This is a genomic window from Spiroplasma sp. ald, from assembly GCF_044714355.1.
In the GTDB taxonomy this organism is placed as follows: domain Bacteria; phylum Bacillota_I; class Bacilli_A; order Mycoplasmatales; family Mycoplasmataceae; genus Spiroplasma; species Spiroplasma phoeniceum.
In genome coordinates this window covers 1-16,691 of the sequence record NZ_RXFY01000004.1, presented here as the reverse complement: position 1 = coordinate 16,691, position 16,691 = coordinate 1, and the positions used below count along the sequence as shown (strand labels likewise).

General features: G+C 26.8%; 15 protein-coding genes. 12 read left to right on the top strand and 3 right to left on the bottom strand.

What is annotated here, in order from left to right; genetic code table 4:
* The 4 genes from EHU54_RS00710 to tpx form a co-directional block, all read left to right on the top strand.
* Positions 1-1,788, top strand: a 1,788-nt coding sequence (locus EHU54_RS00710; protein ID WP_400248393.1) for a hypothetical protein, incomplete at its 5' end; no start/stop codon positions are given.
* The gene (locus EHU54_RS00705) at positions 1,789-2,886 is read left to right on the top strand and encodes a hypothetical protein (RefSeq protein ID WP_400248392.1); all 1,098 of its coding nucleotides are present in this window, start codon (positions 1,789-1,791) and stop codon (positions 2,884-2,886) included.
* A 58-nt stretch (positions 2,887-2,944) separates the two neighbouring features.
* Positions 2,945-4,765, top strand: a complete 1,821-nt coding sequence (locus tag EHU54_RS00700) for an AAA family ATPase (protein WP_400248391.1) — start codon at positions 2,945-2,947, stop codon at positions 4,763-4,765.
* 3 nt (positions 4,766-4,768) lie between these two features.
* On the top strand, positions 4,769-5,875 hold the full coding sequence (gene tpx / locus EHU54_RS00695; protein WP_400248390.1) for a thiol peroxidase: 1,107 nt from the start codon (positions 4,769-4,771) through the stop codon (positions 5,873-5,875).
* Positions 5,876-5,904: 29 nt separating this feature from the next.
* On the opposite strand, the gene EHU54_RS00690 is transcribed toward tpx, so the two are convergent.
* The 3 genes from EHU54_RS00690 to EHU54_RS00680 all read right to left on the bottom strand — a co-directional run bounded on the left by EHU54_RS00690 (position 5,905) and on the right by EHU54_RS00680 (position 10,378).
* Positions 5,905-6,321, bottom strand: coding sequence for an HIT family protein (locus EHU54_RS00690; RefSeq protein WP_400248389.1), 417 nt, complete (start codon positions 6,319-6,321; stop codon positions 5,905-5,907).
* A 92-nt stretch (positions 6,322-6,413) separates the two neighbouring features.
* Positions 6,414-8,129: a lipoprotein gene (locus tag EHU54_RS00685; RefSeq protein WP_400248388.1), complete on the bottom strand. Its 1,716-nt coding sequence runs from the start codon at positions 8,127-8,129 to the stop codon at positions 6,414-6,416.
* The gene (locus EHU54_RS00680) at positions 8,129-10,378 is read right to left on the bottom strand and encodes a hypothetical protein (protein WP_400248387.1); all 2,250 of its coding nucleotides are present in this window, start codon (positions 10,376-10,378) and stop codon (positions 8,129-8,131) included. The genes EHU54_RS00685 and EHU54_RS00680 overlap by 1 nt, the downstream gene beginning before the upstream one ends.
* Positions 10,379-10,567: 189 nt before the next feature.
* On the opposite strand from EHU54_RS00680, the gene sufC reads away from it, so the two are divergent.
* The 8 genes from sufC to EHU54_RS00640 all read left to right on the top strand — a co-directional run bounded on the left by sufC (position 10,568) and on the right by EHU54_RS00640 (position 16,622).
* Positions 10,568-11,383, top strand: a complete 816-nt coding sequence (gene sufC / locus EHU54_RS00675; protein ID WP_400248386.1) for a Fe-S cluster assembly ATPase SufC — start codon at positions 10,568-10,570, stop codon at positions 11,381-11,383.
* Between the two features lie 2 nt (positions 11,384-11,385).
* Positions 11,386-12,216, top strand: coding sequence for a SufB/SufD family protein (locus EHU54_RS00670; protein ID WP_400248385.1), 831 nt, complete (start codon positions 11,386-11,388; stop codon positions 12,214-12,216).
* Positions 12,216-13,448 carry an aminotransferase class V-fold PLP-dependent enzyme gene (locus tag EHU54_RS00665; protein WP_400248384.1) on the top strand — a complete coding sequence of 411 codons (1,233 nt, stop codon included), beginning with the start codon at positions 12,216-12,218 and terminating at the stop codon, positions 13,446-13,448. Before EHU54_RS00670 ends, EHU54_RS00665 begins: the two co-directional genes overlap by 1 nt.
* Complete coding sequence (gene sufU / locus EHU54_RS00660; protein WP_400248383.1) at positions 13,449-13,901, top strand: Fe-S cluster assembly sulfur transfer protein SufU; 453 nt, start codon at positions 13,449-13,451, stop codon at positions 13,899-13,901.
* Positions 13,902-13,921: 20 nt separating this feature from the next.
* Complete coding sequence (sufB, locus tag EHU54_RS00655) at positions 13,922-15,334, top strand: Fe-S cluster assembly protein SufB (protein WP_400248382.1); 1,413 nt, start codon at positions 13,922-13,924, stop codon at positions 15,332-15,334.
* The gene (locus tag EHU54_RS00650; protein ID WP_400248381.1) at positions 15,334-15,885 is read left to right on the top strand and encodes a 5-formyltetrahydrofolate cyclo-ligase; all 552 of its coding nucleotides are present in this window, start codon (positions 15,334-15,336) and stop codon (positions 15,883-15,885) included. The genes sufB and EHU54_RS00650 overlap by 1 nt, the downstream gene beginning before the upstream one ends.
* Positions 15,886-16,009: 124 nt before the next feature.
* Positions 16,010-16,318, top strand: a complete 309-nt coding sequence (locus EHU54_RS00645; RefSeq protein ID WP_400248380.1) for a hypothetical protein — start codon at positions 16,010-16,012, stop codon at positions 16,316-16,318.
* A 40-nt stretch (positions 16,319-16,358) separates the two neighbouring features.
* Entirely contained in the window at positions 16,359-16,622 is a 264-nt protein-coding gene (locus tag EHU54_RS00640) for a hypothetical protein (RefSeq protein WP_400248379.1), read from the top strand.
* The last annotated feature ends 69 nt before the right edge of the window (positions 16,623-16,691 follow it).

The following is a 16,691-nucleotide window of genomic DNA, read 5'->3' as shown; positions in this document are numbered from 1 at the left end:
ACATTTACTTCAATTCGCACTAATAAGAGGCAAGAAATCTACTATAATATTAATCAAATTAACAATTTATTGATTGAGGCTTATGAAGAAAAAGAAGTTATATTGTCCCTAACCACTTTTAAAGATATTAAAATTCAAATTATTAATGACCACCAATTGCAACAAATTATTGAAGATAATGTTAATTTAAAAACAAAAATTGTTGATTATTTTTTAACCGAAATGGCTAAAACTTTAAGGGATAATTTTAATTTAAATCTTCAAAAAGTAGCAACAAATATATTAGAAAGTGATTATCAACAAGATCCGCGTTATATTACTTCTACATTAATAAATCCGAGAATTATAATTATTAATGCAGCAAGTGTTAAACCAAAAGCAGTCTTAGATAATAAATATTATTATGATAATAATATTAGTTGTATTATTTTTGTTAATACTGAGCAGACAACTACAATGCATGATTTAACTGGCTCAATTCCAATTTTTTATTTAACTAGTGCGATTTTAACAATTAATGATAAATTTTTAACTTTATTCATCAATGATAAAAATGAGACTGAACTTTACATATTACAACCAACAGAACTTATTATGCTAAACCGTAATATTATAACAGCACAAAAATTTCTTCCGAAGTATAGTCAGATGTTATTTAATAAAATTTTAGAGGAATTAAAAAATTTAATAAATCGTCAACAGGCAAATATTTATGAAATAATTCATAATAATCAAATTGAAAACGTTTTTATTTACTGTTATTTAATTGATATTTTAAATAATAATGAAGAAACTTTTGATAATATATTGAAAAGTATGACCATAAATGATTTTAATAATAAAATTAATGTTTTATATCAATCTGAACAAATTTTAAGTAATTTAAATTTAAAACCAAATTATTTTAATAAAATGCATAAAACTTTAATTGCCCTTATGAAACAACAAGCAAAATTGCAAAAAAATATTATTAAAGCTTATCAAGTGTTAACTAATAATACTTTATTATCAAATAAAGAAGTTTTAAATATGTTGCAAGAACTTTATGACAAAAACGATGTTTCTTTAAACCAATTATTAGCATTAACTAATATTGCAGATTCATCAATTATTGAAAAAATTTGAAATCAAAATCTTTTTGCAATTTTAGATAAATTTCTTTTTGCAATCAATAATAATGATTTACATCGTGAATTATTTGATGCAATAACAACTACAACTTTAGAAAAAAATAGTACTTTATTAATTAATTTATATAGTTATGCTGAAGAATATATTAAGTATTGTAAAGAAATGAAAAAGCGAGAAACAAGTGGATTACAACGGCATTGACAAGAAATATGAGATAAAGTTGAGATTATTAAAGAACGTTGCAAGAATATTAACAATAGTAATGAATTAATAATTCAATTACTTTATTCTTTGTCACAATTAGAAATAAAATATAAGGCAATTAAATTTAAAAATATGTTTAATTCTGAAAGCAAATTTCAGGAATATCTTAATTTATGTTCTTTTGATAAGGCAGCATTATATTTAATGAATTTAATGGAAGAAAAAATTACTCCACTTTTAAAAACAAAACATCAATTTGTACAACATATTAATGAAAAATTATTTGTTTTAAAAGATGTGTTTGATAAAAATAAATATAAACAAATTATGCAACTTTATCAAGAATTAACATTATATTTATATTGTGAGAAAGCAAGAAATGAACACAATGATAATAAAAATCGAAATGCTTTAAAAAAAATAAAACTTGAATTAGAAGAGGTGTTAATATAAATGAGTATGAGTGTTGAACAAGTAATGTATAATTACCAAAAAAAGATTGAACGATTAAATTTAAATATTAATTTTGTTAAAGATAATTTAAAATTATTATTACAACAATTACAAGAAATTGATGCTAGTGGGTTAAATTGTCAACAAATTGAACAATATTTAGTTGAGTTAGATCAAATTTTAACTGATTTAGAGGATAACCCGTTAGTTAAAGAATTTAGTAAAGTTGAACATGTTGAATTAGAATTGGCAAAAAGAGTTAATTTTTTCTTGGAACAAAAAAGCCTTCGTTTAGCAGAAATTCAACAAAAAATTGAAGTTTTGAAAATAAAAGTAATTGAAGATGAAACAAACCAACGGTTATCTAATTTAAAAAACCGAGTTAATTTAAATTATCAACAATTAGAACATGAATTAATAGCAATGTTTGATGATAATGAATCAAAAGCTTTTATTATGAATTTTTTTAAAACAAATAAGAATCATTTCAGTAATTTAAACCCAGAGGCTATTTCTGACCTTGTTCAAACAGAAGTTAAAAATTATCATATTTCAACTGATTTTTTGAAAAAACAATATCTTAGTAGTTTTAAAAAACAAATTAGTGATGATAAATTTGTTAATACAGAATTAGCTCCAGCATTAGAAGAATTTGCCCAAATGCCAGCAGCTGATACTACTGTTTTAAACGCAAAAGCTTTAGCATTACAAAATCAAATTATTAATAAACAATTAGATGAATCAGCGCGGAAACATGCTATTACATCAATTTTACAAGCAATTCAAAAACGTGGTTTTATTGTTGATAGTAATGATATTCGTATTACGAAAGAAAATGAAGATAGTTTAGTTATTGTTTACGCAAAAAAAGTAACCGGAGAAGAGGCAATTTTTAAAGTATATTTAGATGGGCGCTTTACATATAAATTTGAAGGTTATGAAGGTCATGCACATGATATAGATGAACAACCGTTTATTAACGATTTATCAATGTATGATGTTTCTTTATCAAAAGAAATGAAAAAATCTTATTTAAATCCTGATAAAATTATGAATCAAGCAAAGATTCAAATTGATAGTAAATCAAAAAAGAAATAATTAACATTTTTAGGTTAAAAAACATTATAATTAAAGAAATAGTTAGAGGTGACTATAAATGAGTGTAAAAAGTAATTTAGATAAGTTAAAAAATCAAATTGGAATTAAACGATGTGTTATTCTTGAAGGCAATGTTAATGATATTTATCAAACAAATAGTGGTTATGTTGGTTTAAAAGATCGATTATTTGGATTATTAAGAGAAAAAGGCTTTAATGATATTTTTATGTGAGACCGGATTGATGGTCTAAGCGGAGGAAATCTGAAAAATTTAACATTAACAGTAGAAAAACAACAAAAGAATAAAGAAGGTGAAGCATATGATTTTGGTCAAGAAGTAATTAAAAATGCAAATGAAGAAAAGAATGGTCCAACGGGACAATTTCCAACTTTAGCAGAATTTTTTACCATTGTTCGTCGTAATATGTTAGTTGCAAGTTCTAAAAAAGTTGCTTTTATTGCTGACTTTTCTGATTATTTATTTTCTAATGAACAGACCTTAAGTGAAGAAGAACGTGTTAATTTAATTTCATTAAGTAAAGCTTTTCGAGATAAAAAATTTGATCAATCAGAAATAATTGATTTTGATACAGCTATTATTTTTATCACTAATAGTGTTGGAAAATTGCCAACGTCATTTTATTTGCATAATCCAGATGTAACAACAATTACTTTAACAAAACCAAATCGTGAAGAACGAGAAAAGTTCATTTTAACTAATAAGAATTTTTTTAAAATTACCGAAGATTTAAATACTGATATTTTAAAATTACAAGATATTTATGATACGATGGAAGGATGAACTTTGAAAGAAGTTTATCAATTAATTAAGTTTTCAAACAATATTTCAGAACGCTTACCATTTGAAAAATTATTAAATTCTTATCAATACGGTGATAAAGTTTCACCATGAGAAGAAATGAATTATGAAAAATTAGCAACTATTGAAAAAGAATTAAAAAAACGAGTTATTGGGCAAGATCATGCCATTGAAAAAGTGAAAAATGTTGTTTATAAAGCTTTTACTGGATTATCAGGTGTTCAATATTCATCAAAACGAACAAAACCAAAAGGTACATTGTTTTTTGTTGGACCAACTGGAGTAGGAAAAACTGAATTAGCAAAAGCGTTGGCCAAATTTTTATTTGGTGATGAAAAAAATTGTATTCGGTTTGATATGTCGGAATATAACCAAGAAGCAAGTGATCAAAAATTAATTGGTGCACCACCTGGTTATGTTGGTTATGAAGAAGGTGGACAATTAACAAATGCAATTAAAGAAAAGCCATTTAGTGTACTTTTATTTGATGAAATTGAAAAAGCCCATCCGCGAATTTTAGATAAATTCTTACAAATTTTAGAAGATGGTCGTTTAACTGATAATAAAGGTCAAACTGTTACTTTTTCTGATTCGTTTATTATTTTTACTTCAAATATTGGTGCAAGTGAAGTTGATGATAATTTATCATTTTTAGAAATTGAAAAGCAATTTATTCAAAAAGTATCTGATCATTTTCGAACTGAATTAAAACGACCAGAATTATTAGGGCGAATTGGAAATAATATTATTCCGTTTAATTTTATTAAGGATATTAATTTTAAAGCAAAATTAATTACACAAAAATTACAGCCCATTCAAACAGCTGTTTGAGAAAAATATAAGATTAAATTAGAATTTATGGATTTACCACAAATTTTACCAATTATTATTCAGGATGCTGATGATAAAAAAGGTGGTCGTGATTTGTTAAATAGTATTGAAAAGCATGTCGTTGATGGATTGAGTTCATTTATTTTTGCAAATCAAACTAAATTTAAAGCTGGAGAAACAATATTAGCACAAGCAAATGGTCATCAAATTGAATATTGTTTTAAATAAAAAATGAGTAATTTAATTAATTTTAATCGTTTTGTTTCTTTTACAACCATTGAAGGGCCTGGAAAACGATTCGCATTATGAATGCAAGGCTGTATTATTAATTGCAAAGGATGTAGTAATCAGGAAATGATTCCTCTCATTAATCGGAATGTAATGGAAGTCAGTGACCTTTTTAAGGCGATTAGAGACGCTAAAGAGCGCTTTCAAATTGAGGGGATTACCATTTTAGGGGGAGAACCATTTATTCAACCACGAGCGCTCTTAGAACTAGTCACTTTATGTCAAACAAATAATTTAACAGTAATTGTTTTTTCTGGTTTTTTATATGAACTATTGCTAGAAAAGCATCCAGCAATTTTATCTAAAATTGATATATTAATTGATGGACCATTTATTATTGAAAAGTTAGATAAAAAACGACGATTAATTGGCTCTACAAACCAGCGTGTGATTAAACTAAGCAATGTTTATCAGAATAATGATTATTTTGAACAAAATATTATTGAAGCAGAATTTACTGTAACTAAAAATAATAGTATGATTATTAATGGAGATGGAGCTCATCTCATTAATAATGAAGAAAAAATAAGAAAAGAGGAGGCCATAAAAATGGGAGCATTTAAATTAGATGGGGATGTATTTTCACATTTTACCCAAGATATTATTAAAGTTGGTGATAAGTTAGAATTTAAAGGAACTAATGCTGATATGAGTGATTTTCACCTTAGTGATGTTAAAACACAATATAAAGTTATATCGGTAATTCCAAGTATTGATACAAGTGTTTGTTATACTCAAACTGTTAAATTTAACAAAAATATGAAAGATTATCCTAATGCACGATTAATCACAGTCTCACGTGATTTACCATTTGCGCAAGAAAGATGTTGTGAATCTTTTAGAGATGAAGCACATTTTTTAGTGTCAGATTATAATTATCGTGATTTTGGGACAAAAACAGGATTAGTTTTTACTGCTTTGCAAATTTTGCCACGAGCAGTTTTTATCTTAAACCAAGATAATATTGTAGAATATCTTGAAATTGTTAATCCAATTGGAAATGAACCAAATTATCAAGCTATTTATAATTTTTTAGATAGTAGAAAATAAAAAAAGTATTTTGCTTATAAATACTTTTTTTATTTTAAAATTAACATTTGTTGAATTTCTGCCAAATCACGTAGTTTTTCTTTATCAACGTTAATCTTAAAGTTATATCCTTCATCTTTTTGATATTTTGGAATAATATGAAGATGATAATGAAAAACCTTTTGAAAAGCTTCACTTTTTTCATTGCTAACATAATTAATTCCAACAGGTTTTAATGTTTGATACATTTTCTGGGCAATTATTTTTCCAATTTTAGCAACTTCTGTTAAGTACTCATCATCAGTAACACTATAATATTCAAAGTGCTTTTTTGGAATAACTAAGGTATGACCATCACTATTGGGGAATGCATCTAAAAAAGCATAAACTAAGTTATTTTCATAAATTTTTTTACTTGGTATTTTTTGGGCAATAATTTCACAAAAAATACAATTGTTTTCATTCATATTAATTTCAGCTCCTTATGTAATTAATTATAGCAAATAACTACTATCGTTAATTAATTAAGTTATTTTTAATATAAAAAAAGAAGATTTTTTTAATCTTCTTTAATAATATATGATCCGATTGCATCATACAGAGTTTGTGAATAAACATTTTCTGGATTATTGGCAAAGGCTAAGGAATATAATCTTGTTTTTGCTGCTGTTTGTAAATTTTGTTGTTGTGCAAAAGTATATTCAATTCATTTTAGGATTTGACCTTTAATATTTTTTGTAATGTCAACTGGTGTTCCATCTTCATTATAAAGAGCTTCACCATTTTCATTGTATGTTCCTAAATAACCTTTTTCATTATATAATCATGATAATGAACGCTTAATACCACCTTGTTGTGCTAATCAAGCTTGATCTAAATCAGTTGGTGTTTCTCCTGATCCGTATCAAGTTAATGATAATTCTTTATTGTTTTTATTATCATTTTTATAATTAATATTCATATTTTTCATTAAATCAACAGCATAAATTGGTAATACTAAGACAACTGACCCGTATCTTTTATTTGTATCTAAGAATTGGTAACTTGAAGGGTCTGTTCCTTCACCTGATTTTATAATACATGGTGTTTCTGTATCAATAATTTTTTGTTTATATGCATCAGCATTGTTTAAAGTTGTAAAAATATCATTTGGGTTTTTATTTTTATCAATTCCAACAAATCCTTTAAAACCACTAATCCCAAAAATTGGATCAATTCCATCTTTAATCATATTATTAAAGATTTTACTTTGGTTTTTCTCATTAAACATGTTTTTAAGTTTTTTTATTAAAATATCCTGATTATTAGTTAAATCAGAATTTAATTGTTCAACATTTGCTAATGGTCCTTTATCTGTATCTTTATTATTAAATAATTTGTCTAATTCTTCTTTATCTAGTTTTAATTCTCACACCATTTTAACATATGATTTTCATCGTGCTCCACTAATGGTATCTCATGATTGAATAGCATTAAATAATGTACTATTTCTATTTAGATAAATTGAACTATTATCTCCGCTACCATAGCGCTTAATCTCGTTTTGGTGTAAGTATGTTGCAGTAATAATTTTATCAATAACTGCTGGTACTTCAACATGTGTATAATAATCTTTAAACCGAACTTTTAATGCAACTTTTTTTTCATTTTCTGACATTGTATTAAAGTCAGTATAATTAGCTCCAGCACTTTTACTTTTAATTTCGAAATTAGCTTCTCCTTGCTCTTTTCTTGATTTCATATAATTTGGTTTATCTGTTCCTTTTCAGAAATATGATTGAGTACCGCCAACATATCAACCTTCTGATTGATAATCAGGTGCATATCCTTGTCCTGCAATTGTTGTTTCTAAAGGTGTTGAATTAGAAATTCCAGTAAAGTATTTTGTACTTAAATTATCAAGTGCAACTTGCTCAACAAAGTTAATAAATTGTTTTATTAATAATGAATCAGGTTGGTTAACGTTAATTGTTACTCCGGTATAACGTGCTCTTGTTGCTTCTTCTGAAGCATAGAAAAATTTTGAAATATTAGTATCTAATAATCTTACAGCCATTTCTTTTAGGGCTGCTTTAGTGAAAATGTCATTAAATGAATATTTGACAACACTTAATTCATTTTCTGAATTAATTTGTGCAATAATTCAACGTTTAACTTCATCAGCAATTGCGGGGTCGGTAAATCTTTCAAAATCTTTTTTTGCACATGCATAAAGACTTGTGCCAGTAGAAGAAAGAATAGACATTGCTCCTAAAATACTTAGTAGTTTTTTCATTATCGTCTACCTCCTATTTTATAAAAATATTTTATTGGATCTGTTATTACAGGAGGAAATTGATACACTCATAATGGAGTTTTTGCAAAAACACTTAATTTTGTGTAATTTAAACCAATTTTTTCATGTCATACTTTTGCGTTACTAATTTTTTCAACAATAGTTTTTGGATCAATCTTAGCAGCGGGTCCTCCCATTTTATATCCTTCAATTGTTTTATTTTCTGCTTCAAAACTACTGTATAAACGTTGAACAGCACCTCCTGATAAATTAGTTGACATTGCATTAATAATTGAAATAAATCAATCATGATTTGTCTCATGTTTTTCTGAATCTTTAAAAGTAAGAAAGTTTTTCAATCATTCTTGAGGACCAGCACCATTTGTTAAGATTTTATTATTAAAATTATTGAAAAAGTCATAAATTCAAAATCATCATGTTTTATCATCAGTTGAACCAGAACCAGAACTTAATGTAGCATATTTTTTAACTTCATTTAAAACATTAAATTTTAGTTTACTGTTATTATTGCTATTTACTAAACTACGATTTACTAAATATCATAAGTATTGAGCATTACTAAATTGTGTATTCATCTTTTGTTTTGCTTTGTCAACTGTCATGATTTTTGATTTATCTGTTAATGAACTATAAAAATTACTTGAATAATTTAAACTTTTAAATTGTCAATTGCTATCATAAGCGTCGTATGATGTTGGGTCAGCATCCTTTAGATATTCGCGGCCATCAATATGAACTAAGTTTAAACCATTTGTATCAAAGAAACTAATAACAATATCATTAGTAGTACCAATTTTTCAGGCAGCACTAATTGGAACGGTTGGATTTTTACGATTAATTTTACTTACCGTAACATTTATATCACCAGGTGCATTAATGCTATTAGGTGCATTAATGCTATTATATACACTTGATTTTAAAATATTTGATTTAACAGCATCAGCTTGTGTACTTAAAGTTAATAAATCTGATGATGGAGTAACTGTACCTTCACTGTTAGTAGTAAAGTCTTCTCAACTTTTAGCTGAAGATAAAGTTTTTAAATCTTTATCAATTTGTGTTTTTGTTGTTTCATCAAAACTATCTGCTGTAAAACCATTATCAGTTGGTGTTGCTCCGGATTTAAAAGCATATGTTATTTTTGAAATTGCTAAAGGTTTTTCATTTTGGAATCATTTTTCAATTATATATTTTTGAAATAATGATATTTGCCCAACATCATATGTTTCACTTAATTCAGGAGTACCAACTGATGTTTTAGATGAATTTTTAAAAATAGGTGTTGCAACTGGTGGATGCTTACTCAAATATTCCGTAATTTTATAATTAAAAGTTCCTAAATCTGTTGCAATTGTATTAATACGAGTATTAATTTCAGCGATTGTTAAGTTTGATAGATTATCAATAAATTCTTTTTCATCTTCATTTCAACTAAAAGCTAATGCCAATTGAGTACGTAAATTTTGATTGTCAGTATTTCAATCGTCTGCTTTATTTTCGTTTTTAAGGAAACTAGCAAAATCCCTTAAAATTATAACTGCGCTTTCAGTGTTATTTTGTCTGTATACACGCATATTGTTATTTAATAAAACATTAGTTAACATTTGTGTTGCACTAATTCCGCCATCAGCACCAGTTGTCATAATGGCAGCTTTATAATTTTGTTCTTCAATTTCATATTTTTTGTTGCCACTAGCACCGCTGATATCTTTATAGTTTGAATCTAAAAAATCATGATATTTTTTTTCTCAATTTTTTTTCTCACTGTCTTTAAAACTTTGTTTCTTTCTCTCAACAGTATTATTTGTATTTGTGATTAGTAATTGTCATTGTGTTTTTAAAATGTCTTTTAAATTTTTATAATCAGCAATATCGCCGATTGTAGTTTCTTTTGATACAAAAAATTTATCAGGGTTTGCTAAAATTGCAACGCTTAAAATTTGCATTAATTGAACTGACATTTTGATTCTTGTTGCGCCATCTCATTGGGTTGGATCATTTGTTCATTTTCCATTTCCGGCATTTACAAATGGATTTTCTAAGACACTTCAAATATCAGGAGAAGTGATTTTTTTACCACCAAAAATTCCTGGAATTCATGCCCAAATGCTATCATCATTTTCATTTTTATGTTGATTATTTTTTTCTTTAGTACTACAAGCCGCCGTTCCAAATGCGGTTGCGCCCACTAATATCATACTGCTTAGTGATGATAAAAGTTTTTTCATTTTAGTTCATCCTTCCTCTTGACTTTTTATTTTTGTACTTTTTGATAAAAAATACTAACTACATTCTATTAAAAAAATATAATAAAGTCTACTTTTATTGTACAATAAAAGTAGACTTTATTAATTAAAAAATAAAGATAATTTCACTTCGGGACTAATATAATACATATTTTCAAAGGAGGGGCTAAAGTGAAAAAAATTGAAATCAAAGATTTATTTGTTTCTGCTGATAATGATATTATTTTAAATGGTTTAAATTTAACTGTTAATGTTAATGAAATTCATGCTTTAATGGGGCCTAATGGAAATGGAAAATCAACTTTATTATCAACAATTATGGGGCATCCTAGTTATACTGTTGAAAGTGGGGATATTTTAATTGATGGGGAAATTATTTTAAACAAAACGGTTGATGAACGAAGTAAAATGGGAATATTTTTTGCAATGCAATCACCAGTTGAAATTTCTGGAGTTTTAAATTTAGATTTTTTAAAAGCAATTATTAATGCTCATCGTGATTCACCAATTAAATTACCAGAATTATACCAAGATATTAAACGTAATATTAAAAATTTAAAAATTAATGATAGTATGATTCGTCGTTATTTAAATACTGGTTTTTCAGGGGGAGAAAAGAAAAAAAATGAGATTTTACAGTTAAATTTATTAAGCCCATCTTTAGCTTTAATTGATGAAATTGATTCAGGTTTAGATGTTGATGCTTTAAATGTTGTTAGTACTGAGTTAAATAAAATGCGAAATAAGCATTTTGCTGCAATTATTGTGTCCCATTATGATCGCTTTTTTAATTTAGTGCAACCAACACATGCTCATGTTATTGTTAAGGGTAAAATTGTTAAAAGTGGAGATTATAATTTAGTTAAAAAAATTAACGAAGAGGGATACGAATGATTATTACAAGAATTAGATTTAACAGTAGAAAATAAACAAAGGGGTGTTAAACCTTTAGCGGGAATTGGGTGTGCTGCTCAAAAAGGTAAATAAAAATGCAAGTTTTAATGAATGAACAAAAACTTATTGGTGACAATTTTACTATTGATGCAACAACACCCAAATTAACATTTACGAATAATAAAGCTGGTGAAGTTATTAATATTAATTTTGCTAGTAATCTTGTTAATGAAACTTTTTTGTTTTTTTTAAATTTAACTTCAGAAGTAACAATTAACTACAATATTCCTGCTAATAGTCAAATTAATATTATTAATATTTACAAAAATCGTGAATGTGAACAAATAGCTAATCTTTTTTATAACTTATTAGAAAAAGCACAAGTTAATATTTATCACTTAAATATTGTTAATAGTAGTATTACTGAGAACATTACCTTCAATTTGCGGGGTAAACGTAGTGCTATTAAATATTATTTGGCAAGTCTGTCAACACATGAATATCATAAAAATGCGATTATTTATGCTCATCATTTAGCCCCAGCAACCGAAAGTGAAATTAAAACTTACTCAATTGCAAAAGATAATTCATTACAAACCGTTAAATGTACTAGTCATATTGAAAAAACAATGGGTAAATCAGAAGCTCATCAAGAATTACGATTACTAGTTTTTGATAAAACTTCAAAAGCAATTTCTGATCCGATTTTGTTAATTGATGAAAATGATATTAAAGCAAGTCATGCTAATGCGGTTGGGATGCTAGACCCAGAGCAAATCTTTTATTTACAAACAAGAGGTTTGACAATAACGCAGGCTCGAAAATTAATTTGTATGGGTTATTTTAAAAATGTGATTGATGCAATTGAGGATGAGGAATTACAAAAAAATATTATTGATGAAATTGATACAGAAATTGGAAAATAATGATGATTGATTATAGAGAAATTAAAAAACAATTTCCTTTTTTTAAAAATAATTCTGAGCAAATTTATCTTGATAGTGCTGCTACTAACTTAAAACCACAAGTTGTTATTGATGCTATTAATGATTATTATACAAATTATGGAACTAATCCGCATAATACTGATAGTGATTTAGGATATAAAACAAATGTTCAATATGAACTTGTTCGTCAGAAACTTCAGCATTTTATTAATGCTAAAAAGGTTTCAGAAGTTATTTTTGTCCCTGGAGCAACTTATGGATTAAACCAAATTGCGTATGGTTTAAGTTCAAAGATTACAGCGGGTGATGAGATTCTAATTACAAAACAAGAACATGGTGCAAATATTTTACCGTGATATAGGATGGCGCAAGAAAAAAAAGCAGTTGTTAAGTTTTTACCAGAAATAAATTTTCAAATTGATTTAAAACAATTAGCAAGAGTTATTACTGCTAAAACAAAGATTGTTTCTTTTGCTAATGTGCCAAATATTTTAGGATATGAAAATGATCCAACATCAATTGTTACAATGATTAAAAAAATTAATCCGGAAATAATTGTTGTGATTGATTGTGCACAGGGTGTTATTCATATGCCAACTGATGTTCAAAAGTGAAATGCTGATTTTATTACTTTTTCAGCCCATAAAATTTTTGGCCCAACTGGAATTGGGATTTTATGAGGAAAAGAAGAATTATTGCTACAATTACAGCCGTTAATTGTTGGCGGTGGTATGAATACTCGAATTGATAATAATGGTTTAGATTATAGTTTAAAAAAATTACCAGACCGGTTAGAAGCGGGTTCAGCTAATATTGCTGATATTTTTGGTTTTGGAGCAGCAATTGATTTTGTTAATAGCCTTACTTTAACAGAAATTATTAAATATAATCATCAGTTAAAACAATATGCAATTCAACAGTTTAATAAAAAATTAAAAGATAAAGCAATAATTTATAATCCTGATAGCAAGGGACCAACATTAGTTTTTAATATTAAAAATGTTTTTTGTCAGGATGTTACAATGCATTTAGGAAGCCGCAATAAGATTACTGTTCGGAGTGGTGATCATTGTGCGCGATTAATTGGTACTGTTATTCCAGAGAAAAATACAATTAGAGCTAGTTTTTCAATTTATAATAGTTATGAAGATATTGATTTGTTAGTATCGGCACTTGCAAATGAGAAAGATTTTTTAGGAAGGTTGGTTTAAATGGAATTTAATAAAAATGACCCAATGTTTTTACGACAAATTATTATGGACCATTATTCAAAACCACAGTACAAAGGTTTAACAAAGAAACCAACAGTTTATTCAATTCATCAAGCTTCTGAATCATGTATTGATGATATTTATTTAGAATTAATAATTGAAGGGAATAAAATTATAAGTGCTCGGTTTGACGGTGTTGGTTGTGCAATTTCAACAGCATCAAGTGACATTATGGCGCAAGAACTAGAAGAAAAAACAATGAAGGATGGTTTAGCAATTATTGAAAATTATTTAGCAATGGTTTTTGACAAACAATATGATAAGAACAAGTTAAACGATTTAATTGCTTTTATTAATATTGCAAAACAACCTAATCGAATTAAATGTGCGACAATTGGTGTTAATGGTTTTCAAACATTATTATTATATTTATTAAAAACAGATAATGATTAATGCCAAAGGAGGTCTTATTAATGCCAAAATTAAAGCAAGAAAAAGAAATTAAAGAAATTTCTAGTTATAAATATGGTTTTAATGATGGAGATATTTCTTACTATAATACTGAGAAAGGTCTTAATGAAACAATTATTAATGAAATTTCAGATCATAAAAATGAACCAGATTGAATGCGAGAATATCGGTTACAGTCATATCATAATTTTTTAAAAATAAAAAATCCAAGTTGAGGGCCAAACTTAGAATTTATAGATTTTGATGAGTATATTTATTATATTAAACCAACAGAACATATTGCAACAAAATGAAATGAGGTTCCTGAAAAAATTAAAAAAACCTTTGACCGGTTAGGTTTACCAGAAGCCGAACGTGAATATTTAGCTGGAATTAAAGCTCAATATGATAGTGAGCCGGTTTATGGAAGTATGTTAAAAGAAGTTGAAGAAAAAGGAATTATTTTTTTAGATTGTGATACCGCATTACGTCAACATCCAGAGTTATTTAAAAAATATTTTGGAACATTAGTACCAAATACAGATAATAAATATGCTGCTTTAAATGGAGCTGTTTGATCAGGTGGATCATTTATTTATGTTCCAAAGGGAGTTAAATTAGAAAAACCATTGCAGGCTTATTTCCGGATTAATTATCAGAATAGTGGTCAGTTTGAACGCACATTAATTATTGTTGATGATGATGCAGAATTACACTATATTGAAGGATGCACAGCACCAATTTATTCTCGTGATTCTTTACATGCTGCTATTGTTGAAATTTTTGTGGGAAAAAATGCAAAAATGCGTTATACAACTGTTCAAAACTGGAGTGATAATGTTTTAAATTTAGTAACAAAGCGTAGCATTGTTGATGAAAATGGTCAAATGGAATGAATTGATGGTAATATTGGATCAAAAATTAATATGAAGTATCCGAGTGTTATTTTAAAAGGAAATAATAGTAAAGGACAATGTATTTCAATTGCGGTAGCAAAGGAAAATGTTATTCAAGATGCTGGTTCAAAAATGATTCATTTGGGAAAAAATACTTCTTCTAAAATTATTTCTAAATCAATGACTTTTAATGGTGGAACAGCAAACTATCGTGGGTTAGTTCATATTGGACCAAAAGCACAGTATTCAAAAGCTAGGGTTGAATGTGATACTCTAATTCTAGATGGAAAATCACATTCCGATACAATTCCTCAGAATAAAGTTTATAATAATGAATCACAAATTGAGCATGAAGCAACAGTAAGTAAAGTTTCTGAGGAACAATTATTTTATTTACAAAGTCGTGGTTTATCAGAACAAGAAGCTTTGGAAATGATTATTATGGGATTTTTAGAACCATTTACAAGAGAATTACCAATGGAATATGCAGTTGAATTAAATCAGTTAATTAAAATGGATATGGAAGGTAGTGTTGGTTAATGATAACTCGTGCTAAACAAGAAATTCGACAAGAAAAATTGCTTGTAAGAAGCAAGATTTCATCTGAGTTACGACAGCAAAAAGAAACTCAGATTTTTAATACTTTTTTTCAACATCCGGGTGTACAAAATAGTAAAACAATTGCTCTTTATTATTCAATCAAAAATGAAGTTAATACTATTTTTATTATTAAGCAATTATTTGCATTAAAAATTAATGTTTTATTACCACAAATAGATGGTAATAATTTAAAATTTTATCATATTACCAATTTAACAACTGATTTAGAATTTAATTCACGTTTTGGTCTTTATGAACCATTAAATTCATTGCCAATAATTGATGCAGAAAAAATTGATGTTCTTGTTGTTCCAATCGTTGCTTTTGATCAAAACAATTTTCGGTTAGGATATGGGAAAGGCTATTATGATCGGTTTTTAAAAAATTATTATCATCTTGTGATTGGGTTAGCATTTACTGAACAGTTAGTGCCAACCCCTTTGCCAGTTGAAGAACACGATGTTAAAATAGAAATTATTATTAGTGCTTAAAAACTAAGGAGCCAGAATAAACTTACCATTATTACGTGTTGTTAGTAAATATTGATTTACATCATGACATACTTATTTAGTAACATTTGTTTTACCAGTTATTTTATATTTTATTAGCATTCGTGTGACTAATATGTTTAATAGTAATGCTAGTTATTTATCGTTACCAGGGTCAATTTTATTAGTGGGGGTTCTTAGTGGTATTCTTGATTTAGCAATTGCTTTTTATGAATTTCGAAAAACTACTTTTGCACGCCAATTGCATTTATTAAAAGCTTCAATTTATCAATTAATTTTAGTTTTAATTGCCATTAATTTAATTACTAGTTTAATTGGTTCACTTTGGTTATTTTTAATTGCTTTTTTAGTTATGGTGAAGGAATTCATATTGAATGAATTAATTGACTTGCATTATGTTGAGCTATTATATTAAGTTCTTTTTTAGCATCTTTAATTGGTATTTTAATTGCGCTTTGTTCAAATGATTTGAAGGTTATTTTAGTGGTAGCAATTTTATTTTTTTATTATTTGCTTTTTTATCGGGATTATTTTTTCCAATTGGTGTTGTGCGTAGTGACAAATTTTTAAATATTATTGGTTACTTGTTGCTGTTAAGTTATCCATCATCAATTATGGGCAGTGCTTGTTTTTGAAATGTTCCTGCGTGAATTTTAGACTCTAATTTATATCCTAATTTAACATATTTTTCTGATTTACATAATAGACTTCTTGCATAACCTAGTTATTTTAAAATTCCTATAAAATATATTTAAAATAGAAATTATAGGAATCTAAAATTATGAAAT